Consider the following 23,474-nt stretch of genomic DNA (forward strand, 5'->3'; position numbering starts at 1 on the left):
ATTTCTAATTGAAAATGTAATCACAAAGCACATGGAACACTAAAACTTCGGCTTTTGTTATACCCTCCCCTTTAACGCGTTAAAAACCCATGCAATGGCAAAAAAACCAATTCCTACAGAGGCAAAACCCCAGCCGGCAACATCGTCATATCTAAAAGCTCCAAGGGCTATAAGCGCACAACCTACACAAATCATTATAAATGTGGCCCAAGCCAGCACTGTATTCTTATTCATTCCCATGTTCTTTGGTTTTGGTTCGTGGTAATTTCAAATATCGGAAATTTATAAAAACTTCACGCTATTATTGCAAAGGTTTTACAGCTCAAATGGAAAACGAACTCCTGCCTCTTCTCTAACCGTATCCAAAAGACGACAAAGGTCTTTTGAATTCTGGTGACTCCATAGTGCACTCTCTAGTTTTCCCTTGGTAATACAGTGCGCTACTTCTTCAATTTCATAGGTATAGCCCTTCCCTATTTTATCAACCGGAACATGCTCAGATTCACCACCCTTCACCATAACATACGATGATGCTTCGTGCCATCTAGGGTTTATAAATAAACTTCCCTTACTACCGGCTATTTCCGCTTTCATTTCCGTGTTACATGTCAAACTACTAAAAAGCAGGGCTTGGGCATTTTCGTACTCAAAAATCATAGAGGTTTGACTTTCAATTCCCGTTTTATAAAACTGAGATTGAGCTGTAATCTTTTTAGGCATTCCTAAAATCAAATAGGACAGAAAAATAGGATAAATACCAATGTCCAAAAGCGTACCTCCTCCCAAATCTGGATTAAGTAACCGTCCGTTTTCATCCCTATCCAAACCGTAAAAGGCGAAATCTGCTTTTAGATAGGCTACGTTCCCAATTTGTCCCGTAGACACTAGTTCCTTAACTTTTTTTATGGTAGGATTAAACCTAGTCCATAAGGCTTCCATCAAAAAGACTTCGTTCTCCTTAGCTTTTTTCAACATCAGCTCCACCTCGGCACTATTCATACCCATAGGTTTTTCGCAGAGCACATGCTTTTTATGGTTCATTGCATTAATACTTAGGCTGGCATGGGATGTATGTGGCGTTGCTATGTAAACTACGTCAACAACATCACTCTTAAACAGCTCATCATAACTGCCAAAGGCATGTTCAGCATCATAAGTTTCTGCAAACTCTTTAGCTTTGGACACACTTCTTGAAGCTACGGCACATAAACGATTACCAGGCACCAATTCAAGGTCCTTGGCAAAAGTGTTCGCAATATTACCGGCACCAACTATTCCCCAACGTATCATATTCATAGTTCTATTAAAGGTTTATTCAAATGTACTCAATTTTACTCCTTATCTTTAGGGGATAAATTGAAAGAAGTACAATGGATATCAAGTTCAACCAAAACGAAGATGCTAATAAATTAATGCTTTCCGAGCTTAAGAAACGAATGGCTCATGTAGCTTTAGGCGGAGGGAAATCTAGTATTGAAAAGCAACATGCAAAAGGAAAAATGACGGCACGAGAACGCATAGACTATCTGTTGGATTCAAAAGCCGATAATATAGAAATTGGCGCTTTTGTTGGGGATGGAATGTATGAGGAGCATGGCGGATGCCCTTCTGGTGGTGTTGTTATAAAAATGGGCTATGTATCGGGAAAACAATGTTTGGTCGTTGCTAACGACGCTACGGTAAAAGCAGGTGCTTGGTTTCCCATAACGGCCAAAAAAAACTTGAGAGCACAGGAAATTGCGATGGAAAATCGTCTGCCTATTATTTATTTAGTAGATAGTGCCGGCGTCTATTTACCAATGCAAGATGAAATTTTTCCGGATAAAGAACATTTTGGACGTATTTTTAGGAACAATGCCATTATGAGCAGTATGGGAATTACTCAAATTTCTGCGGTCATGGGCAGTTGTGTTGCCGGTGGAGCCTATTTGCCGATTATGAGCGACGAAGCGCTTATTGTAGATAAAACAGGTAGTATTTTCCTAGCGGGAAGTTATTTGGTAAAAGCCGCCATTGGCGAAAGTATTGACAATGAAACTTTAGGCGGAGCCACTACGCACTGCGAAATTAGCGGGGTTACGGACTACAAGGCAAAGGATGATGCTGCTGCCTTGGATACGATTAAAAACATCATGGACAAAATAGGTGATGTTACCAAAGCAGGATATAATCGTGCTACCCCGGAAAAGCCAAAGGAAAATCCAGCTGATATGTATGGCATATTACCCAGCTCTAGATCCGAGCAGTACGACATGATGGAAATCATTCACCGACTTGTGGATAATTCTGAATTTGAAGCCTATAAAGACGGTTACGGACAAAGTATTATTACCGGGTATGCACGCATAGATGGCTGGGCCGTAGGTATTGTAGCCAACCAACGTAAAGTGGTGAAAACAAAAAAGGGCGAAATGCAGTTCGGTGGGGTTATCTATTCCGATTCTGCCGACAAGGCGACCCGGTTTATTGCCAATTGCAACCAGAAAAAAATTCCACTGGTTTTTCTCCAGGATGTTACCGGATTTATGGTCGGTAGTAAAAGTGAGCATGGCGGAATTATAAAAGATGGAGCCAAAATGGTAAACGCAGTAAGTAATTCCGTTGTACCCAAGTTTACTATCGTAATAGGTAATAGCTATGGCGCTGGCAACTATGCGATGTGCGGTAAAGCCTATGATCCAAGACTAATAGTAGCTTGGCCAAGTGCAGAGCTAGCGGTAATGAGTGGTAATTCTGCAGCAAAAGTTTTGTTACAGATAGAAACCGCTTCCTTAAAAAAACGTGGAGAAAAAATTACAGCCGAAAAAGAAAAGGAGTTGTTCGATAAAATAAAACAGCGCTACGATAATCAAGTCTCTCCCTATTTTGCCGCTGCTAGATTATGGACAGATGCCGTAATAGACCCTTTGGATACCCGAAAATGGATTTCTATGGGTATTGAGGCAGCTGATCATGCACCCATAGAAAAACCATTTAATATGGGGGTGTTGCAGGTTTAGTTTTGCTACTACTTATTGGAACTTTCCAATCTCATTATGGCATTTGCAAATTTCTCATCCCGTACTTCCAAAAACATTTTTTGGTACCCTTTTTTTGTGAAGAAAAGTATGTCCCTTTTCTCTGCTTCTATGATATATCTACCGGCTTCATCGGTCTGTACGATTTCTTTAGTTCGCTCGTTTTGGACTGTAACACCGGCTATCATCTTTCCGCGAAAAATGGCAAATCCGGAGAGTGTTGATTTTTTTGATCGTGCCCGCTCTACTTTCTTTTCATATCTACTCGCTTTTTTTTGCGTTACATAAGGAGATGTTTCCAAATAATACGCCATGTGCAGATCGCTCACAAATTCCCACTCCCCTTGACTTGCATATTTCCTAAAAGACGAACCTTCCCTACCAGATGCTGGTAGCACCAACCCTAACTCTCCATCGCCATATACTTGCAATAATTCCAATGAAACAAAAAAATCGTTGTCTACGTAAAGTTCATAAGGATTTAGGTCTATTTTAATGTCGTTTTTACCGTTGGGCAATGTGTGAAGTATATTCTTTTGACTTTTATTTAGATTAGAACCAGGGGCTCCAAGTAGGCCTCCTCCAAGGTCATAGATATTAACACGGATCAATACACTATCGGAAGGATTCTCCCACACCTCAAATTCTAAACTATTTAACTGTCTTTTGCCCTGGCGTGCATTGACCTTGGTAGCCAACTCACCTCCTAAGGCAACGTTTTTATTCCAATACCCAAAGTTCCGCTCTCCATAATTACGATAGCCCAAAAATTCCGTGATGGGAACTAAAGCATCACTTGAAAGAATTACCTCATCCAATATAATATCTGAAGGTTGCATTAAAATCTCAGGAAACTCCTTAGCTCCAACGGTAATTTGACCCACAGGAATCCTGATATTTTCGTAACCCAAAGAAGATATTTGAACAATATCCTCATTAGTAAACCTTGCGGTATCGATAACTAAATAAAAACGACCCGTCTCATCAGTAACGGTACCAAATCCTTTGTTCACAATTCCGATATTCACATAAGGTAACGGTTCTTGAGTTTTGGCATCTACAATTCTTCCCGTAAAGTTTAGTTGGGCAAAGGAAAAACAAGAGCTAAAAAGTAATAAAATGAAAAGAAATATACGCATAAACGATTAATTAGCAACGATGGCAGAACTACTTACCAATTTAAACAACTCCTGATTTACGTTTTTTAAACTGAGCTTAAACAGCTTTATCTCTTTACGTTGCGAGATTTCGCCGTAATTGTAGTACACCGTTGCTTTTAAATAGGTAGGCGTCAAGCTTTTGTTACCAAGATACTTAACGTTTACCTGCCAAGTACCTGGCAAAGAACTATCTATTAATTCCTCCATGGAATTGTAACCGTAGGTCTTTTCGCGAGCTATCAATTCCGGATTATCCGCAAGACTATGCTTCCAAATGTGGTATTGCTTGCCAGGGTTAACGAACTGTAGTTCAAACTCCGCCTCCCCGTCGTTCCACTCAAAAACTACGCGTGTGCCTTTAAAGTCGTTATCCGCTATATAGAGTTTTTTCTGTTTTCCCTTTTCCACTACCGCATCTTTCTCCAATGTGAGTAAGTTGTTGAACTCCCTGTCCATGATTTTACCAATACCTACCGTATCCTGCTCCATAAAACCCTGCTCCAACAAATAACCGTATCGGGTATGTAAAGAGGCAGCCTTTGCATAACTACCCAGTTCACGGTAGCTGCGTGCCATATCCAAATAACTCTGGGCATAGTTGGGACGGAGCAAGAAGACTTCCTTGCACAGGTCGTTCGCCTTACTATATTGGCCCTGAGCTTGATATTGATATGCCAGAGCTTTTAACAATACCGGATTCTCCTCATAAATTCCAAAATGATTCTTGATTACTTCTTCACCCAAATCCGGTCGTTGCCATTCTTCTGTAAAATAAGCCTGTGCATCCAATATAAAATACGGAGTATTTGCGTATGTCCCTACCAACTCCTTAAATTTTTCTTGTGCGAATTCTACCGAAGTGCTCGCATATAATTGTTTTTTATAGGTTGGCCAGTTGGACTTTATATTTTCAGCACTTAAGGCATCGTCTTTATAAAAGTTATTCCTCAATTTTACCTTGTCTAGAATACCATCCGGAGAAATATTACCAGTAATTGTATTTATTACTACCACACCGCCTTTGCCAATACTACCATATGATGTAGCCAAAGACAGACTGCCTAAAATGGTAATTCTATCTATGCTATTCACATCGAGCCAAATTGGTGCATCTTTTACAATTAAACCATCAATGTCGTAAATAGCGGCATTAGAACCGGAAAAGCTTGAAGTACCCCTAACGATAACTCCACCACCGTAAATACAATCTCCAAATACGGTAACCCCTGGCCAACGACCATTTATCAATTCCAAAATACATAAAGCGGCGATAGAAAGATCCTCTCGCTTCACAATCTGCACCCTACCAGGAGCCGCATCCGCATGGACATAACCGAACGCCGTTCTAATAATTTTAGGGTTCTCATTATAATCGGCCTCTAGGTCTTTCTGCGATTTACGTCTACTTTTTGTTACGACCACTTCATCCAGTTCATTTACATCGGGAACCATAATAGGGTTTAGAATGCGTGTTACATCCTCTACACGTATACTTATGGTCTTCATTCCCATGTAGGAAAATTGTAGTACGTCTCCAGTGGAAATGGGCAACTGGTAAAACCCCTCTTTATCCGAAGTGGTAACGACATTCGTGTTCAAGATTTTAACAGCAACGTTCTCCATGGGCGCATTACCATCGGATACTTTTCCGCTTACCGTTCGTTGTTCCTGTGCATCTGCAAAGTGTATTGCCGCAAAGCAAAAAACGAACACGAAAATTTTGTTTACCATAGCTTTATTTTTCTAATATGTCCAAATGAAATTTAATTTGTCTTATTTGGATACAAGAGCCGGACTACTCACCAACTTAAACAACTCCTGATTTACGTTTTTTAAAGTGAGCTTGAACAGCTTTACCTCTTTCCGTTGTGAGACCTCCCCATAGTTATAATAAATAGACGCTTTCAGATAGGTTGGCGTTAAACTCTTGTTTCCCAGATATTTTATGTTTACCTGCCAGCTACCAGGCAAAGAACCGTCTATCAGTTCTTCCATAGTGTTGTAACCTAAATTCTTCTCCCTCGAAATTAGTGCTGCGTTATCCGCAAGACTGTGTTTCCAGGTATGGTACTGCTTACCGGGATTTACAAACTGTAGCTCAAATTCCGCCTCCCCATCATTCCATTCGAATACGACCCTCGTGCCATCAAAATCGTCATTGGCAACAAATAGCGTATTGCGCTTACCACTATCTACCAGGGCATCCTTATCAAAAGCAAGAAGGTTGTTTAACTCACGTTCCATTATAGGGCCAAAGCCCACCGTATCTTGCTCCATAAGGCCCTGTTCCTGTAAATAGCTATATCTGGCATGCAACGAAGCGGCTTGCAACGGATTACCTAATTCTCGGTAACTTCTTGCCATATCCAAATAGCTCTGGGCATAGTTGGGACGGAGCAGAAAAATTTCCTTGTAGACATCGTTAGCCTTTTCGTATTGGCCTTGCTGTTGGTATTGGTACGCCAAGGCCTTTAAAAGCACGGAGTTCTCTGAGAAAGGTTCGAAATGATTAACAATGATTTCCTCACCAATATCGGACCTATCCCACTCGTTTGTAAAATAATCCTGAGCATCCAACAAGAAATAAGGAGAGTTGGCATACGTAAGAGCGAGTTTAGTAAACTTAATTTGGGCAGCTTCCAATGAACTGCTGGCATAGAGTTCTTTTTTATATTTAGGCCAATTCCGTTTTACCCCTTGACTGTCTAGGGCATCATTCTGGTAAAAGTTGTTACGCAATTTAGCTTGATCAACCACTTTTGTTGGTGCCAGATTACCCGAAATGGTATTTATTACGATTACCCCGCCGGAAGCAATAGAACCATATTGTGTGGTAGTTGCAAAATTATTGAGAATTGCTATTCGTTTAACGTTCCCCAAGTCTACCCAAATAGGTATTTGAGTGAAAATTTGTCCATCCACATCAAAAATAGCAGGCTGGGGATTTTCAATTGAAGAGAGACCCCTAATAAAAACGTTACCACTAACAGATTCTGGTTTATCAATAGCGGCAGCTGCTCTTTCCAATTGATCACCATTTAAAGCTTCTATTTCGGGTAATCTTCCTGGGCTACGCCTAATGGCACCTCTATCCAAAGGACCTCCGCTGATGAGCTGGACACCGGGTAGTCTTCCAGAAGCCAACAAGTTGACAATATTACCGTTTATAAAGGTGATTTCATCTTCGTTTATAAAACCAATACGGCCAGATGCACGTTCCGCGTCCAGATATCCATAAGCCGTTTTAATAATATTTTTTCGCAAATTATATTGCTCTTCAATATTTTTTTGTGATAAGCGTCTACTACTTTCCACTATTACTTCGTCCAGTACGTTCACATCCGGTACCATAATGGGATTTAGAATGCGTGTGACGTCTTCCACACGTATGGTCATGGTCTTCATGCCCATGTAAGAGAATTGTAGTTCGTCTCCAGTGGAAATGGGCAACTGGTAAAAACCCTCTTTATCCGAAGTGGTAACGACATTCGTGTTCAAGATTTTAACAGCAACGTTCTCCATGGGCGCATTACCATCGGAAACTTTTCCGCTTATCGTTCGTTGCTCTTGTGCCTGAACCAGATGTATTGCCAAAACGCAACAGATGATTACTATAATTTTCTTTGCCATAGCTTTATTTTTTTAATATTTCCAAATGAAATTTAATTTGTCTTATTTGGATACAAGAGCCGGACTACTTACCAACTTAAACAACTCCTGATTTACGTTTTTTAAACTGAGCTTGAACAGCTTTACCTCTTTCCGTTGTGAAACCTCCCCATAATTATAATAAATAGAGGCTTTCAAATAGGTGGGCGTCAAACTCTTGTTTCCCAGATATTTTACGTTTACCTGCCAGGTACCAGGAAGGGAACCGTCTATCAGTTCTTCCATAGTATTGTAACCATAGGCCTTCTCACCTGCTATCAATTCCCCATTTTCCGCCAAACTGTGCTTCCAGGTGTGATACTGTTTTCCAGGGTTTACGAATTGTAGCTCAAACTCCGCCTCGCCGTCGTTCCATTCAAAAACAACACGTGTACCGTTAAAGTCGTTATCCGCTATAAACAGTTTGTTTTGTTTCCCCTTTTTCACTACCGCATCTTTCTCCATTGTAAGCAGGTTGTTGAACTCCCTGTCCATAATCTTACCTATACCTACAGAATCTTGTTGCATAAAGCCCTGCTCCAATAAATAGCTGTATCTAGTATATAAGGAAGCAGACTTTGCATAGCTACCTACTTCACGGTAGCTTCTAGCCATATCCAGATAACTTTGCGCATAATGGGGACGAAGTAAAAAAATCTCTTTGTATGTATCGTTAGCTCTTTCGAACTGGCCTTGAACCTGATACTGATACGCAAGTGCCTTTAAGAGTACCGAATTATCCTCATAAAGTTTAAAATGATTCGTGATTATTTCCTCAGCCAAATCTGGTCGTTGCCATTCTTCCGCAAAATAAGCTTGTGCATCCAATATAAAATAGGGGGCATTGGCATACGTTGCTACCAATTCCTTAAATTTTGCTTGGGCAGCTTCTACCGAAGTACTCGCATACAATTGTTTTTTATACGCCGGCCAGTTATTGCGGATAGCTTGGTCTTCTAAAGAATCGTCCTTATAAAAATTATTACGCAATCGCGCTCTATCTACAACCCCGTCACGAAAAGAATTTCCGGATTTCGTATTGATTACCACAATACCACCTGAACCCAAAGTGCCATAGCTTACTCCAGTTACTAAAGATGACATTACGGCGATTCTTTGTATGTTATTAACGTCTAACCAAATAGGAGCATCAGCCAAAATCATACCATCCACATCCCAAGCTACTAGATTTCTACCAAAAAGTGAAGATGTACCCCTATTGGTGACCACACCTCCGCCAAAACAGTCTCCTGATACGGCAAGTCCCGGAAATCGATTACGTAGAAGGTCTAGGACGCATGGCGTAGGGGGTATTATGTTATTTTCATTCAAAATACGTACAGTACCTGCTGAACTTTGGGCATGTAGGTAACCGAAGGCAGTTCTAATGATATTTGGGTCTACTTGATATTCAAATTCCAAATCTTTCTGCGATTTACGCCTACTTTTGGTCACTACAACCTCATTCAATATGTTTACTTCGGGCACCATAATCGGGTTCAAAATCCGAGTTACGTCTTCCACAAGTATGGTCATGGTCTTCATACCCATGTAGGAAAATTGTAATTCATCGTCCGTTTCAACCGCTATGCGATAAAAACCTTCTGCATTTGTGCTGGTAACAACTCCAGTGTTCACTATCGTAACCGCGACATTCTCCATAGGCGCATTGCCGTCGGAGACCTTACCACTAACGGTTCTTTCTACCTGACCATGTGCAAGGCCGAAGATAAACAAGCAAAACACGAACAGTACAAATTTATTTCCCATATTATAGATTTTATGCTTACCGTATGCAACTATAAACGATGAATAGATTTACCGACTATTTAGCCGCCAATCCAGGGGCAGTGCGTACTTTAAACAGTTCCTGATTCACATTCTTCAAACTGAGTTTAAACACTTTTACCTCTTCTTTTTGGGCATTCGTACCATAGTTATAATATACGGTGGCTTTCAAATAGGTAGGCGTTAAGCTCTTGTTGCCAAGATACTTTACGTTTATTTGCCAATTACCCGGAAGAGAACCGTCTACAAGCTCTTCCATGATATTAAAACCAAAGGTCTTTTCGCGAGATATGAGCTCGGTATTGTCCGCCAAACTATGTTTCCAAGTGTAGTATTGTTTTCCGGGGTTTACGAACTGTACTTCAAATTCCGCTTCACCGTCGTTCCATTCCAAGACTACCCTAGACCCTTCAAAATCTTCTTTTGCCACAAATACCTTGTTTCGTTTGCTCTTATCCACTACCGCATCCTTCTCCAAAGCGAGAAGGTTGTTGAACTCCCTTTCCATTACCGGACCAAAACTGGCCGTATCTATCTCCATAAAACCTTGATCTTGTAAATAGGCGTACCTGGCATGAATCGATGCGGATTGCACAGGACTCCCTATTTCTCGATAGCTTCTTGCCATATCCAGATAGCTCTGCGCATAATTAGGCCGAAGCAGGAATATTTCCTTATAGATATCATTGGCTCTCTTGTACTGACCCTGTGCTTGATACTGGTACGCCAATGCCTTTAGCAATACCGGATTCTCCTTGTATGTTGAAAAGTGTGCTGCAATAACATCTTCCCCCAAATCTGGCCTGTCCCATTTTTCCGTGAAATAAGACTGTGCGTCCAAAAGAAAGTACGGTGAATTGGAATTTGTGGTCTGTAGTTCTTTAAATTTAAGAAGCGCCGCGTCTACGGAGGTACTCGCGTACAATTCCTTTTTGTAGGTAGGCCAGTTCTTTTTGATGCCTTCGCTATCAAGTGCATCCCCTTTGTAAAAATTATTTCGCAATTTGGCCTGATCAACAATTCCTTTTTTTGCCAAATTACCAGAAAAGGTATTTATTACGATGACCCCGCCCGAAGCGATGGAACCATAACGCGTTGTATTTGCAAAATTATTTAATACCGCTACACGTTTTACGTTACCTAAATCTACCCAAATTGGTAGTTGAGTGAATATTTGCCCATCAACGTCAAAAATAGCGGGTTGCGGATTTTCAATAGAAGAAACACCTCTTATATAAACTCCACCATTTAAAAATGTGACTCCAGGCAATCTTCCGTTTGCTACCAAGTTTGTAATGTCGCCATTTACCATGGTAATTTCATCTTCCTGCAAAAATGCTATTCGTCCGGCAGATCGCTCCGCATCTAAATAGCCATAAGCGGTTTTAATGATGTTTTCACGAATATTGTATTGCTCCTCAATTTCTTTTTGGGATAGCCTTTTACTGCTTTGGACCACAACCTCATCCAGTTCGTTTACATCAAGAATCATTACGGGGTTTAAAATTCGAGTTACATCCTCTACACGTATGTTTAAGGTTTTCATACCCATATATACGTAATTGATTACATCCCCTGTTTCAGCCTCTATCGCATATTTACCCTCGGCATCCGAAAAGGTAGCAGTATCAGTATTCAATATATTGATCTGTACATTGGAAAGTGGTGCGTTACCATCTGACACTATACCTGAAATCTTACGAACCTCTTGTCCTACAAGAGAAAAGGAACTTACCACTGCAATTAGTAAAATAATAATATTCTTATTCATAGCTACGTTAATTTTATAAGTTATAAGGTACAAAACAATTCTAACAGATCAGTTGATTTTAACAAAAGTTAAGCATAATTATCGCTTTATCAATAGTTTTACTATTAACATTTGTTATAATTGGAAAACTAGTTTAATGATTTCAATTTTTTGCTGATACAAATTTGAGCACTGTCATACATTGACTTATTACATTGTAAAGACTGTCGATTTGCCCCAAGAACACCACAAAAACCATTCCCTTCTTGATACAGGAAAAATATCTGAGACTGGTGCTGCTTTCCCTTTTAAAGATTTGACGTGTAGAAGTAACATGGTATGGATTAAAAAAGATACTACACTGGACAAGATGAAGTGTAGCTCATTAGAAAAGTAAAACAAAACGATGCATCAATTCATCAAGGATTTCCAATTACGACTGATACGCGGCCTGGCCTTATTTGAAACAGCATGCCATTTACAAGATTATAGACGACCACGCTTAAACTATTCAAATTTTCTCCGTTCCAAATTGACTAAGCACTAGGAACTATAGCTACCGAAGCAATGATTTAGGTTTAAAAAGTTTAACAACACTAATACCACTAGCCATTTACCGGTGACAAGAATAATGAAGTGCAGCACTCGAACAATTCTTTCAGTTACATTAAAGTTGGTTTTCAACTATTAGGAAATCTTCCTAATTCCCCTGATGACCCTTTACCCTAGGCACCAAAAGGAGTTCCGTTTGTCTCCCATTTACATACCTGAAACCATCTTCACCATAAAATCCGGCCTCTTCCAACATAATACGAATATCCTTTTTCCATTCCGGAATCGTAATCGTAGTATTCAATTCTATGGCATATACCGTATTGGAATTTAGCGGATAGTTCTCCCCATCATCCTTCATTACACCACCTTGAGAATCCCACATACCGATCGTAGTGCCCGCCGAGTGTCCATAGGAACCAAGAGGGTGCGTATAAATAGACGGTCGCAAACCTGCCGCTTTCGCATCCGAAAGGGCTTTGGCAAGAATTTCATTTCCGGTTCTTCCTTTAATCATATTCATTGTTAGAAAATCCTGTACCCTATTCCCGTCCTTTAATCCATTAATAAGAAAATCAGGGGCTTTGGTCTCTTCTGGTTTTAGTACGTAGGCCAACTCTTGACAATCTGTATTTAATCTGAGGTAGGTGATACCAAAATCGCAATGCAACAAATCTCCAGGCATAATCACCATTTCGTCCGGTTGATCTGCAAACGAATAAAAAGCAGCGTCATTCTCGTCGCTGGTACGTTGCACGTCTACTGTGGGGTGAAACCATGTTTCCAGTCCCAAATCCGTTACTTTCTGGCGCATCCACCACACCACTTCGCTCGTTTTGGTTACTCCTGGCGTAATTACTTTTTCGGAGAAAGCCTCTGCGATAATATCATGGGTAATATCTACCAACTGATCAAAGATGACCATTTCGCGTTCTGTACGGGTCTCAATCCAACGCACTGCCAACTGTTCTGCAGAAACTACCTTTTTATGATGTTTCTTGGGTAAATTTGCCATAAACTCATCATAATCCGTCTTATCCAAACCATCAGCAATATTATGATCTTTTGAAAAATTGAGTCCGATCGTTTTCGGATTCCGTTCTTCGATCAACTGCATTAAGCGTTTCCACTGGTCAGGTTCCTTTTCCTTGTCCCAAGCCGACATAATATTATCCCCTACGTTGTAACGTGCCACCGCTATCTTCTCTATTGTGTTCTTTGCCTTGTTTCTATAAAACAAAAGAATAGTGCGCCTACGGGCATTTAACCAAGTCGCCGGCAACATAGTTCTCAAAACAGGATCTTCGTTATATTCTCGTGAAATAACCACCCACATATCTATGCCCGATGTGTCCATAAGTTCTGGTAAGAGGTTGTTAAACCGGTCTGCCAGAATCTCATCCACTACCCTAGCCCTGTCCCGTTCCGGAAGAATTTGTTGTGCATTTAGATGGATGGTCAATAAAACTAGCAAGAAGCGCAAAAGGTATTTCATAAGGTGTTTATTTAAAGTCATGAAAATACAATATTTTATCGCTTTAAGACAAGCCATTAGTCAAGTTTACAACCACTATTTTCTAAATCTAAAATACGAATCGGCAATGTGATTTTTGAACACTTCTACCATGTTGATATCCAGTGGAACCAACATATTTAAAATCGCCAGATTCTATCCGGAAACGACAATGGTAATTATCGTCCTTTAGGACCTCATATTTCAATATGTGGCTGTTAGCTCTATTCACGATACGTTATTTAGACACTCTGTACATTTTGCCCATGGAATTGCCCTTTTAACCCATTAAACGCTACCGATTGAGCAATTCCAAGGTATTGGACCGCTGTATCTTCCCAGTTTTGGTATCTAAAAATTTAGGCAAAACAAAGATATTTTTAGGGATTTGATACTTGGAAAATCCTTCTGCCGTTTTCAATAGTTCTTTAATTTCTTCTACTTGAACTTTACCTTCTACCACTAGCACCAGTTTTTGACCTAGCACTTCATCCGCAAGACCGGCAACAAAAAAGCGTTGGGAAATAATGTTGGAAAGCATTGCTTCAATTTGTTCTGGAATCAGTTTTATACCTCCGGAATTGATGATGTTATCATACCTCCCCAGCCATCTAAATTGGGTAGGCGAGAATAAACTAACCATATCATTCGTTACCACCAAACCGTCCGTAAGCTTAGGCGCATCTATTACTAAACAACCTCTATCATCTTGAGAAACGCTAACATCTGGGACAGTATTAAATGCTTCTTGCACAGCAAGATCCTGCCCGCTTAAATGATTTACCGGTTTAATCGCAATATGGGTTACGGTCTCCGTCATTCCATAAGTCTCATAAATTTTAGTTGATTTTTTTGCTATTAATTCTTTTAAATCAGCGGACAAGGGGGCACCACCAACGATTAAGCAATCTACGCAGTCAATGTAATCTATGGTATTTCTTAGCTGCAACGGTACCATAGCGGCAAAATCGTATCGGTTTTGATCCGTAAGTATTGGAGCAGCTGTTGGAGCTACACAGGTTATTCTTAGTCCTAGAACCATAGCACGTACCAGCATCATTTTCCCCGCAATAAAATCCGTTGGTAGGCAATGTAAAGCGCTACTGCACGCTTGTAATCTAAAATAGCTACCCGTGGCCATAGCAGAACTAACCATGTGTAATTTCTTAATCACAATAGACGTTGGCATACCAGTGGAACCAGAGGTAAGCACTGTTAGGGTTGGCTCATCGGATAACCAATCTAAAAGAAAGGCTCCGATTTTAACCTCGTACTGTTCGCCTTCTTTTACAAGCGTATACGCATGCTCATTTAGCTCATCTATAGTATAGGGGGTTCCGTTTAATTTAAATTCGGGATGTAGTGGTATTGTACTCACTCTAGTCCAACTTTTCGGAATTGAATGCTTCTTCTTTGAGCACTTTACCTGTTAATTTTTCTTTCCAATTTTTCCAACCGTACATTTGAGAAAATACAAACAACAGTATGGGAAACACAACAAAAACCGGAATTAAAATATCCCAGCCTAGAGTAGGATCAGACACATCACGATATACCGAGTTTGTCTGAAAAGCCGTCCAATCTGCGGTAACCAATAGTGCTGCGGTTAGATTATTGGCGGCATGGAATCCCAAAGCCAACTCTAATCCGTCATCCATAAGCGTAATGATACCTAAAAAGAAACCCGTACCTATATAATAAACGAGTATTCCGTATCCAATTTTTTCAACTTCCGGATTAAAAATGTGCATGAGTCCAAAAAGTAACGATGTAAACACCAAAGGGAACCATCGATTTTTAACTGCAACACCCAAACCTTGCATTAAATAACCTCTAATAAAATACTCCTCCATACTGGTTTGCAAGGGAATCATAAAAATGGCAATGATGGCTAGGAATATAAATGGTTCTAATTTAAAATTGTATTCATAATTCTCTGGGGCCAAATAAATGTCCAAAAAGATAAACAGAATAGTAATAAAAGCCCAAAGCCCAAAGGCAATTACAACTCTGGACCAATCCGTTTTCTTTCTGGCGGTCGTGAGTGCCGTGATGGACTGTTGGTGGGCAAACTTTACGTATAGAAAAAGAAATACAAGACCAATAGCAAAAGTAAGTAGCATGTAAAAAAAGAAAGTATTGGAACCCAAGGCATCGGCTAATATTCCCATATCCCCACTAGCTAGCACGGCAACTGATTCTGTTTTTAAAAACAGTGCCAAAATCAAAGGAATACCGCCAAGAATTTGCCATCCAAAAAAAACAAGGATAGACCCAATAACGTAGCGCCAACCTTCGCTCAAACCCCTATATGCCTGTTCTATATACATAAACTCTCAATTAAATTTTCTTGCCATATCTTGGCTTGATCGTAATATATTCCGCCTTTGGCAACCGTTAACGGACTATCAAAATTGTTTGTGAACAAGGAGCCCGTACCCAAGCCTTGTGGAAGGGAATTTCCTAAGGTCGCTGTCCATTGCGCAATGGCATTCAAACCTACATTGCTTTCCAAAGCACTAGTTACCCACCAGCCAATTCCATGCTCCTCAGCTATTGCAATCCATTCATGACTACCCTTAATACCGCCTACCAAGCTAGGCTTAAGAATAATATATTGTGCATCAATTTTTTGTAATAGCTCCCGTTTCTTTCCAATATCGCTAATACCAATGAGTTCCTCATCTAGGGCAATAGGCAAGGGTGTCCTTTTACACAAATAATTCATTTCTTGCCATTGCCCCTGTTTAATAGGTTGCTCAATGGAATGTAAATCTAATTGCGACAAAACTGTTAACTTTTCCAATGCTTCCCCAGGAGAAAATGCACCATTGGCATCTACACGAAGCTCAATTTTATCTTGACCAAAGTTTTTTCTTATAGAGGCTAGCAACTTTACCTCTTCCGTAAAATCAATAGCCCCAATTTTCAATTTTATACACTTAAAGCCTTGTTCGAGTTTTTCCCGTACTTGGTCCTTCATAAACTCCATATCGCCCATCCAAACAAGACCGTTAATTTCAATAGGCTGTTCGGATGCTGTAAATGCTGAAGGAAAAAGTTCAAAAGGATGTTGAGAATGTAAGGATAACAGCGCTTGCTCCAATCCAAATTGTATACTAGGATACGTTCGCAAAGACTGAAGTAGCGTATCGGTTTCTTGGTTAATATTTGAAGCCAACCACTTTAATTGTTCCTCATAATCTGGCACGTCATCACTACTTAACCCTCTAAAAATTCCACATTCTCCAATTCCGAACCTGCCGTTTTCTTCTAAAATCAAAAACCAAGTTTCCTTGGTTCTGAGCACACCACGCGATGTGCCACTAGGGTTCTTAAACTTTAATATGTACTTTTTATAGCTTGCTTTCATACAACCGTATAAATTTAGGTATATTTTTAGTGTTTAAATGAAATAGATACACATGATGAAGGAAAAAATTATATGGATTACCGGAGCCTCTTCTGGCATAGGAGAGGCCTTGGCATATGAACTTAGCAAACAAGGCAGTACACTTATACTATCTGCAAGACGGAAGGATGCATTGGAAACCGTAAAGTCCAATTGTACATACCCTGAAAAAATAGCTATCATACCTTTAGACCTTTCCGATTTTGAATCACTACCAGATAGTGTCGAGAGCGCAATTGCAATACATGGTAACATTGATATTCTTATAAATAATGGAGGTATTAGCCAGCGTTCTTTACTAGCTGAAACCAAATTTGAAGTATTTAAAACAATGATAGACGTTAACTACCTGGGAACAATACAGTTAACAAAATCATTACTGCCGCATTTTATGGCAGAAAAAAAAGGGTATTTTGTTACGGTAACAAGTTTAATGGGGAAGTTTGGATCACCTTATCGCTCTGGGTATTGCGGCGCAAAACACGCGCTTCACGGCTTTTTTGATGTATTGCGGATGGAGCATGAAAAAGACAATATAAGCGTAACACTTATCTGCCCAGGATTTATTCAAACCAATGTTGCTAAAAATGCATTAACAGCTGACGGGAGTCCACAAGAAAAACAGGATAACGCAACCGCTGAAGGCTTACCGGTAGCAAGTTGTGCAAAACAAATTGTTAGCGCAATGGAAAGGAAAAAGTTTGAGGTGTATATTGGCGGAAAAGAAACATTTGCGGTTTACCTAAAACGTTTTTTTCCAAAGCTCTTGCATAAGATTGTCTTGAAAAGCACCGTACGATAACGTTTATTTAAAATTAAACCAAAAGCGAACACCATCAGCTGTTCTATCCGTATTCAAATTGGTTTGCAGCTGGTTTGCGAGTCTATTCATTAAACGTATTCCCATAGAGGAATTAGCTCTTTCCTCTGTATCTTCAGGAAGCCCAACGCCGTTATCGGTATATTCAAAAAATCCTTCCTGACCATTTATTTTTCGTAGATGGATATATATCTTTCCATCATCTTCGTCATTGGGAAAGGCATATTTAAATGAATTGGAAACCAGCTCATTCAGAATCAATCCAAAAGGAATTGCACGATCTATATCCAGCTCCACGCCTTCTGCATCAATCGTAATATTTATATTATGACCACCCTTCTTATATACAGACTGTACGCTATTAATAAGACTTTCGATATAACCCTGCATTTCAATTACCGATAAGTCATCGTTTTGATAGAGTTTTTGATGTATTAAAGCCATCGCCTTAACCCGACTCTTTCCTTCTTCCAACGCCGCAATAGCTGCCTTACTTCTAGTATTCTTGGTCTGTAAACTAAGTAAGCTGGAAACCATCTGCAAGTTATTTTTTACCCGATGATGAATTTCTTTTAGTAAGGAATCTTTCTCTACCAATGAATTTTCAATAATATGCTTTTGTTCGGCAATTAGCCGTTGGTTTTTTATACTTTTCAGATATGCATATACCAAGCCAGCGAAACCTAGAAGGGTGAATACCAACGAAATAAACACCAAACTAATGCTCTTGTCCTTTTCTATAATATCTATTCGAGATTTTTCTAACGCCAACTTTTGTTTTTCCAACATGCTTTTAGAGTTCTCTAAATTTTGGTTAAGTACGGCGGTGAGCTGCTGATTTATAATCTTAGACTCATTTTCGTCGATAGAATCCCTTATGCGTACATTACGTTTTAAATATTCATTCGCTGTTTTATAATCTCCTGTTCTGTCATAAAGCGCTGCAGAAATTCTATTCTTTTTAATAACATTGCTCGCTTTTTTGGGCTCATCTATTTGACTAAGATAATTTGTAACTTTATTGTAATCTTTTAATTGCAAATAGCATTCTACCAATTCCAAACTATTTTCGATTAAATCGGAGGAGAATTTACCTGTATTGTACTCTTTTATTGTCTGAACACTCTCCTCCAAAAATGGTATGGCCTTTTCGTACTCCTTATCCAAAACATGGCACTTTCCAATATTCCCAACAATTTTTCCTTTTAAAACATAAGCCGCAACAAGTTCTTGTTCTGTTCTATCCTCAAGAATATCATTAAAATAGACATCCATAAAAGCGTTAGCCTTTTTAAAATACGTTAACGCCGTAGGAACCGACTTGTCTAGTCTAAGGTAATTTCCAACGTTATTATTATAGACTGCCTTTGCATAAAAATCACCTTCCTCTATTAGGTTTTTCTGTTCTGCTATATAATCCTTCATAGCTTTGCGATACTGACCTAGATTAGAATAAATATCATAAAACATGATATTTTCCGTAAGACCCAGTTCTCGCTTGTCACTTCGGATTTCAAATTGCCTTTCGTAGAGATTAAGTTTTGAATAATTGGTATCCATCAATTCTAATATGATGGTCTTCGTAGGCAAATCAAAACGGTCCAGCTCATCGTATAGCGTTTTGGTAATTGCCCGGCTTTTCTCGTAATCCCCTAAATCATAATATATCTGAGCCTGAATAAGTTGATAATCCACGACAGCTGAAGAATCATTAATTTTCTGCGAAGAATTGAGATATACGTTAACTGTATCCAGCCAATCATAGGCAGAATTTTTAGCATACCTATTTTGTGTTTCAAAAAAGAATGCAACCCGTTCTTCACCGCCCTTAAGTTCTTTGAACTCCTGAAAAAAGTCGCGCTCCTGAGAAACGGTCTCTTGAGAACATAAAACACTACTAATAAAAAAGGCACATAGTATTACTGCCGTCCTCAAATAAACTACTCTTTTCATATTCTGCACTATACTGCATCAAACATAAGGATATTCCTTTGTTTCGTTACATTTTTGTTGTGAACCATATCAAACAAAAAGCTCCGCTTCCAATTTTCTCGTCAACTAGCGGATATGTAGACACCTAGCATGGTTATAATAGCGAACTAACATTTAACAAAAACAAAAGAATATTTTATACTAACCATCTGTTTAACAACTACTTAAAACTTATTATGAATAACTGCCCTATGACTTTTGTTATGTTGGTTTCGTTTAAAACAAAAATATGACAAACAGTTTCATGTCTAGTTCTATTGTTGTGTAAGTATTGTTTTTTGTTGTGTACCTTCTGGAAGACCACAGCGGCTATATGTATTATAAATTTCTCAAGAACCTACCCAAAAATCATGGTAGCGTATAATAAGTCGAAGCCCTTATTATTTTAAAAGGAAAAAATGATTTACAGGTATTAATTTAAGAGTTCATTGCCGAAATAATAAATTCCTTGAAATCCTTTGAGATAGGAATAAGGGTATTGTTAATCATAATATCCTTAGAGTTTATGGCATCAATATGATCCACATTTACAATATAGGACTTGTGAGCTCTGTAAAATTTATTCTTGGGAAGTTTCTCTAAATAGTCTTTTAAGGGAGATCTTACCAAAAACTTCTTGTCTACCGTATTTACCTCTAAATAAACGTTATCCGCCTTTATGAAATGAATATCACCAAACTGAATCCTATAATAAAGATGTTGTTTTTTAACAAAAATAGAATCTTTAAGTATGGAGTTTGACATTGCGACATTATCCTCCGACTGCGCATTACCCGCATTTGTATCTTTGGTTGCAGATTCTTTTCCATAAATAAAATTAGACAGCGCTATCTCAATAGAGGTGTATAAGTCTTGCTGCTCAAAAGGTTTTACCAAGTATCCGTTGGGCTTTACTGTTTTAGCATTTTCTACCGTGGCACGATCTGAGTTTGATGTGACGAATATAAAAGGTATATCGTAATTTTCTCGGATGTGTTTTCCTAAATCTATACCCGTTTTGTCGGATGCCAGAATTATATCTATCAACACCAAATCTACTTGCTTTGACTTCAAAACCTCTATCGCTTGTTCATAAACGATAACATTATCCACTATTTCATAGCCAATCTCCTCTAACATTGACTGCATATCATCTGCAATGATGACATTATCCTCAACTATGAGTATTTTAATCGCTTGCTCCAAAGTTCTATACGGTTTAGATGGTTGACATTCAAAACTACAAAAAATAAATGTAACTAAAATAAAACAACAAGGCCAATAGGAAGGTACTCAAAGCCAATTTTTTAAGTTCTGGATCTAATAACTGCGGACTCGTTGTTTTCAGTACGAAACCTAAATGCACAAAAATTGGAATAAAAGCAAAAAGACAAATGAACTGAACTGAGTGCGCAACATTTAAAATGAGAAAAACACAAATACAAACAAACGACAACAGTAATAGTAGTGCATGGTATCGTTTTCCCTTTTCAAAACCCATTTTCACTACCATCGTATTTTTACCTGCTAATTTATCGGAGGCTACATCTCTTAAATTATTGAGATTAAGCACACCAACACTCAATAATCCAATAGATATTGCCGGTAATACCGAAACCAAAGGAATCGTTTTTATAAATAAAAACATGCTTCCAAGAACTCCTAACAAACCAAAAAAAACAAAAACAAAAACATCCCCTAATCCCTTATATCCATAGGCTGAGTCACCAACAGTATATTTTATTGCTGCCCAAACACTAAATCCTCCTAAGAACAAAAATAAAATTCCCCAATGAACATATTCGCGACCAAAAGAGACGACCAATAAACTAAGCGTTAAAATCAGGTTGATAAAAACGGAAATAATAATTCCAGTTTTAAGCACCTCACGCGATAATAATCCGCTTTGTAACGCCCTTTTAGGACCTATTCTATTATTGTTGTCGGTACCCTTGACACCGTCCCCATAATCATTGGCAAAATTTGAAGTAACCTGAAAACCTATTGTAGTTAGAATTGCTAGAAAAAAGATAACATGGTCAATCTCTCCATACGAACTTGCCATAGCCGTGCCAACCAAGATTCCTGAAACAGATAAAGGAAGTGTTCTTGGTCTGGCCGCATTCAGCCAAACTTTAAATGTAGTCACTAGTAAGGGTCTTCTATTTGAAGTCGTTTTCCTTCTTTGTAGGAAGCTACAAAGGCATCCTCAAAACCAAGCTCAACCAATTGTTTTCTAAACAATTGTGCTTCTGCTAGCGTTTCAAAATTACCAAGAGAGTAAGAATAGAAAGGATTTGTTTTTACAAAAAGTGTATTTGTAAGGGCTTCGGAAGCCAAAGTGATATTATTATCTACAAAGGATTTTACCTGTACGGAATAAATTTTCTCCTTCTCTAAAAATTCTTTTGCCAAATAAAATTCCTTTACAAGGCTCAATTCAGCATTCTGTACCTTTAAATTGTCAATGCGTGTTTTAATTGCATCTAAACTATCAATGGAAACCAATAAATTATTGTTCTGTCTTTCGTAGTTGTTACCCATACTCCAACCAGTTGCCATTGAACCAACCGCCAAACCACCGATTAAAAAAAACGCAGTTATGCCAGCAAAAATATTTCGCTGCAACCTACTTCTTTTAAGTTCTTTGTTTTTAAACTTAATCTGATCCAATAAGCGTTCGTTGATAATCTGGGCCTTATCAATGTCTTTGTGAAGCTCCAATAAATCACTTTCTTCTATAAACGGCATTTGTGGGTATTTTAAAACTAATCTTATTAAATGTAGGCAAAATATTGAACTATAGTTAAAATTTTATCCTTATGTTACAAAAATAAACGTTCTAATGTATAGCACCAACAAAAAAGGGGATAAATAAGGAGTCACGAAGCTGAGATACAAGCATTTGAGTATTGAACTTACAACTATCAATTCTCAACCAAGCGTACACCATCTCCTTCTAGCTCAATTTTTCTTGCCTTGTAAAGTGTACCTAAGCCTTTCTTAAAAGTTTTCTTACTCATTTGCATCATATCCCTTATTTCATCAGGGCTAGATTTATCATGCAACCCCAAATAACCACCCTGCTCTTTTAGTACATTATAAATTTTATTTGCTGCGGGCTCCAAAACCCTACTTCCTAATGGCTGTAAGGAAATATCTATTTTGTTATCCTTTCTAATGGTCTTTACACAACCTGGTAAAACATCACCTATATTTATGGTTTTAAACACTTCATTAAAGTAAACCAAACCCTTATGTTTCTCGTTAACGATTACCTCCCATCCTAAGTCGGTCTGTCTGGTGACCACCAAATCTACTTCATCCCATTCCCTAAACTCCAGATGATCATTACTTAAGAATTTGTCCAATTTATTGGATGCAACCAATCTACCACTGCGACTGTCCAAATAACAATGTACTACATACCATTGCCCTTCTTTCATTTTCTCCCGTTGCTCCCTAAACGGAACCAGAAGATGCTTTTCCAATCCCCACTGCATAAATGCGCCAAACTCGTTAATCTCGGCTACCTGTAACAATCGAAACTCCCCAAGCATTATATAGGGTTCCAAGGTAGTGGCAATAGGCCTTTCGTCATAATCCAAATAACAAAATACTTCAATCGTATTACCTATTTCGTATCCTTCAGGAACATACTTATTAGGCAAAAGAACATCGTTGCCTTCTTCATCCCCTAAAAAAAGACCAACACTGGTATCCCTTAAAATCTCTAACTTATTATTTTTACCTAACTCAATCATGTTACAAAATTACATTTTATAATCCGCAAGACCACGCTATAAACACCCAAGATCTTTCGTAAACCAAAAAAGCTGCTTC

Annotated in this window: 18 protein-coding genes; 2 read left to right on the forward strand and 16 right to left on the reverse strand. The window is 38.7% G+C overall.

Annotation, left to right across the window (positions count from 1 at the left end; genetic code table 11):
* Nucleotides 1–57: 57 nt before the first annotated feature.
* Entirely contained in the window at nucleotides 58–240 is a 183-nt protein-coding gene (locus MS6x_RS01935; RefSeq protein WP_027076178.1) for a CAL67264 family membrane protein, read from the reverse strand.
* A gap of 75 nt (nucleotides 241–315) precedes the next feature.
* The gene (locus tag MS6x_RS01940) at nucleotides 316–1,296 is read right to left on the reverse strand and encodes a Gfo/Idh/MocA family protein (RefSeq protein WP_482605096.1); all 981 of its coding nucleotides are present in this window, start codon (nucleotides 1,294–1,296) and stop codon (nucleotides 316–318) included.
* A gap of 74 nt (nucleotides 1,297–1,370) precedes the next feature.
* On the opposite strand from MS6x_RS01940, the gene MS6x_RS01945 reads away from it, so the two are divergent.
* Nucleotides 1,371–2,999, forward strand: coding sequence for an acyl-CoA carboxylase subunit beta (locus MS6x_RS01945; protein WP_482605097.1), 1,629 nt, complete (start codon nucleotides 1,371–1,373; stop codon nucleotides 2,997–2,999).
* 8 nt (nucleotides 3,000–3,007) lie between these two features.
* Here the strand turns inward: MS6x_RS01945 and MS6x_RS01950 are convergent, their stop codons facing one another.
* From MS6x_RS01950 to menC, 9 genes are all read right to left on the reverse strand, one after another.
* The gene (locus tag MS6x_RS01950; RefSeq protein ID WP_482605098.1) at nucleotides 3,008–4,156 is read right to left on the reverse strand and encodes a carboxypeptidase-like regulatory domain-containing protein; all 1,149 of its coding nucleotides are present in this window, start codon (nucleotides 4,154–4,156) and stop codon (nucleotides 3,008–3,010) included.
* 6 nt (nucleotides 4,157–4,162) lie between these two features.
* Nucleotides 4,163–5,908 (reverse strand): carboxypeptidase-like regulatory domain-containing protein, encoded by a 1,746-nt coding sequence (locus tag MS6x_RS01955; protein ID WP_482605099.1) that lies wholly within the window; start codon nucleotides 5,906–5,908, stop codon nucleotides 4,163–4,165.
* Between the two features lie 42 nt (nucleotides 5,909–5,950).
* Nucleotides 5,951–7,807: a carboxypeptidase-like regulatory domain-containing protein gene (locus MS6x_RS01960; protein WP_482605100.1), complete on the reverse strand. Its 1,857-nt coding sequence runs from the start codon at nucleotides 7,805–7,807 to the stop codon at nucleotides 5,951–5,953.
* Nucleotides 7,808–7,849: 42 nt separating this feature from the next.
* The gene (locus MS6x_RS01965) at nucleotides 7,850–9,595 is read right to left on the reverse strand and encodes a carboxypeptidase-like regulatory domain-containing protein (protein ID WP_482605101.1); all 1,746 of its coding nucleotides are present in this window, start codon (nucleotides 9,593–9,595) and stop codon (nucleotides 7,850–7,852) included.
* Between the two features lie 55 nt (nucleotides 9,596–9,650).
* On the reverse strand, nucleotides 9,651–11,384 hold the full coding sequence (locus MS6x_RS01970) for a carboxypeptidase-like regulatory domain-containing protein (RefSeq protein ID WP_482605102.1): 1,734 nt from the start codon (nucleotides 11,382–11,384) through the stop codon (nucleotides 9,651–9,653).
* 679 nt (nucleotides 11,385–12,063) lie between these two features.
* The gene (locus tag MS6x_RS01975) at nucleotides 12,064–13,410 is read right to left on the reverse strand and encodes a M24 family metallopeptidase (RefSeq protein WP_482605103.1); all 1,347 of its coding nucleotides are present in this window, start codon (nucleotides 13,408–13,410) and stop codon (nucleotides 12,064–12,066) included.
* Nucleotides 13,411–13,723: 313 nt separating this feature from the next.
* Nucleotides 13,724–14,806: an AMP-binding protein gene (locus MS6x_RS01980; protein WP_482605104.1), complete on the reverse strand. Its 1,083-nt coding sequence runs from the start codon at nucleotides 14,804–14,806 to the stop codon at nucleotides 13,724–13,726.
* 1 nt (nucleotide 14,807) lies between these two features.
* Nucleotides 14,808–15,758 carry a CPBP family intramembrane glutamic endopeptidase gene (locus MS6x_RS01985; protein WP_482605105.1) on the reverse strand — a complete coding sequence of 317 codons (951 nt, stop codon included), beginning with the start codon at nucleotides 15,756–15,758 and terminating at the stop codon, nucleotides 14,808–14,810.
* Complete coding sequence (gene menC / locus MS6x_RS01990) at nucleotides 15,749–16,801, reverse strand: o-succinylbenzoate synthase (RefSeq protein ID WP_482605106.1); 1,053 nt, start codon at nucleotides 16,799–16,801, stop codon at nucleotides 15,749–15,751. Before menC ends, MS6x_RS01985 begins: the two co-directional genes overlap by 10 nt.
* 52 nt (nucleotides 16,802–16,853) lie before the next feature.
* Between menC and MS6x_RS01995 the strand changes: the two genes are divergently transcribed.
* Nucleotides 16,854–17,642: an SDR family oxidoreductase gene (locus MS6x_RS01995; protein ID WP_482605107.1), complete on the forward strand. Its 789-nt coding sequence runs from the start codon at nucleotides 16,854–16,856 to the stop codon at nucleotides 17,640–17,642.
* Nucleotides 17,643–17,645: 3 nt separating this feature from the next.
* On the opposite strand, the gene MS6x_RS02000 is transcribed toward MS6x_RS01995, so the two are convergent.
* The 5 genes from MS6x_RS02000 to MS6x_RS02020 all read right to left on the reverse strand — a co-directional run bounded on the left by MS6x_RS02000 (nucleotide 17,646) and on the right by MS6x_RS02020 (nucleotide 23,395).
* The gene (locus MS6x_RS02000) at nucleotides 17,646–19,613 is read right to left on the reverse strand and encodes a tetratricopeptide repeat-containing sensor histidine kinase (protein ID WP_482605108.1); all 1,968 of its coding nucleotides are present in this window, start codon (nucleotides 19,611–19,613) and stop codon (nucleotides 17,646–17,648) included.
* Between the two features lie 456 nt (nucleotides 19,614–20,069).
* Nucleotides 20,070–20,837 carry a LytR/AlgR family response regulator transcription factor gene (locus tag MS6x_RS02005; RefSeq protein ID WP_482605109.1) on the reverse strand — a complete coding sequence of 256 codons (768 nt, stop codon included), beginning with the start codon at nucleotides 20,835–20,837 and terminating at the stop codon, nucleotides 20,070–20,072.
* 34 nt (nucleotides 20,838–20,871) lie between these two features.
* On the reverse strand, nucleotides 20,872–21,780 hold the full coding sequence (menA, locus tag MS6x_RS02010; RefSeq protein ID WP_482605110.1) for a prenyltransferase: 909 nt from the start codon (nucleotides 21,778–21,780) through the stop codon (nucleotides 20,872–20,874).
* Complete coding sequence (locus MS6x_RS02015; protein WP_482605111.1) at nucleotides 21,780–22,382, reverse strand: SPOR domain-containing protein; 603 nt, start codon at nucleotides 22,380–22,382, stop codon at nucleotides 21,780–21,782. The genes menA and MS6x_RS02015 overlap by 1 nt, the downstream gene beginning before the upstream one ends.
* 176 nt (nucleotides 22,383–22,558) lie before the next feature.
* Entirely contained in the window at nucleotides 22,559–23,395 is an 837-nt protein-coding gene (locus tag MS6x_RS02020) for a CvfB family protein (protein ID WP_482605112.1), read from the reverse strand.
* Nucleotides 23,396–23,474 lie beyond the last annotated feature (79 nt).

Source organism: Maribacter sp. MS6, assembly GCF_056839185.1.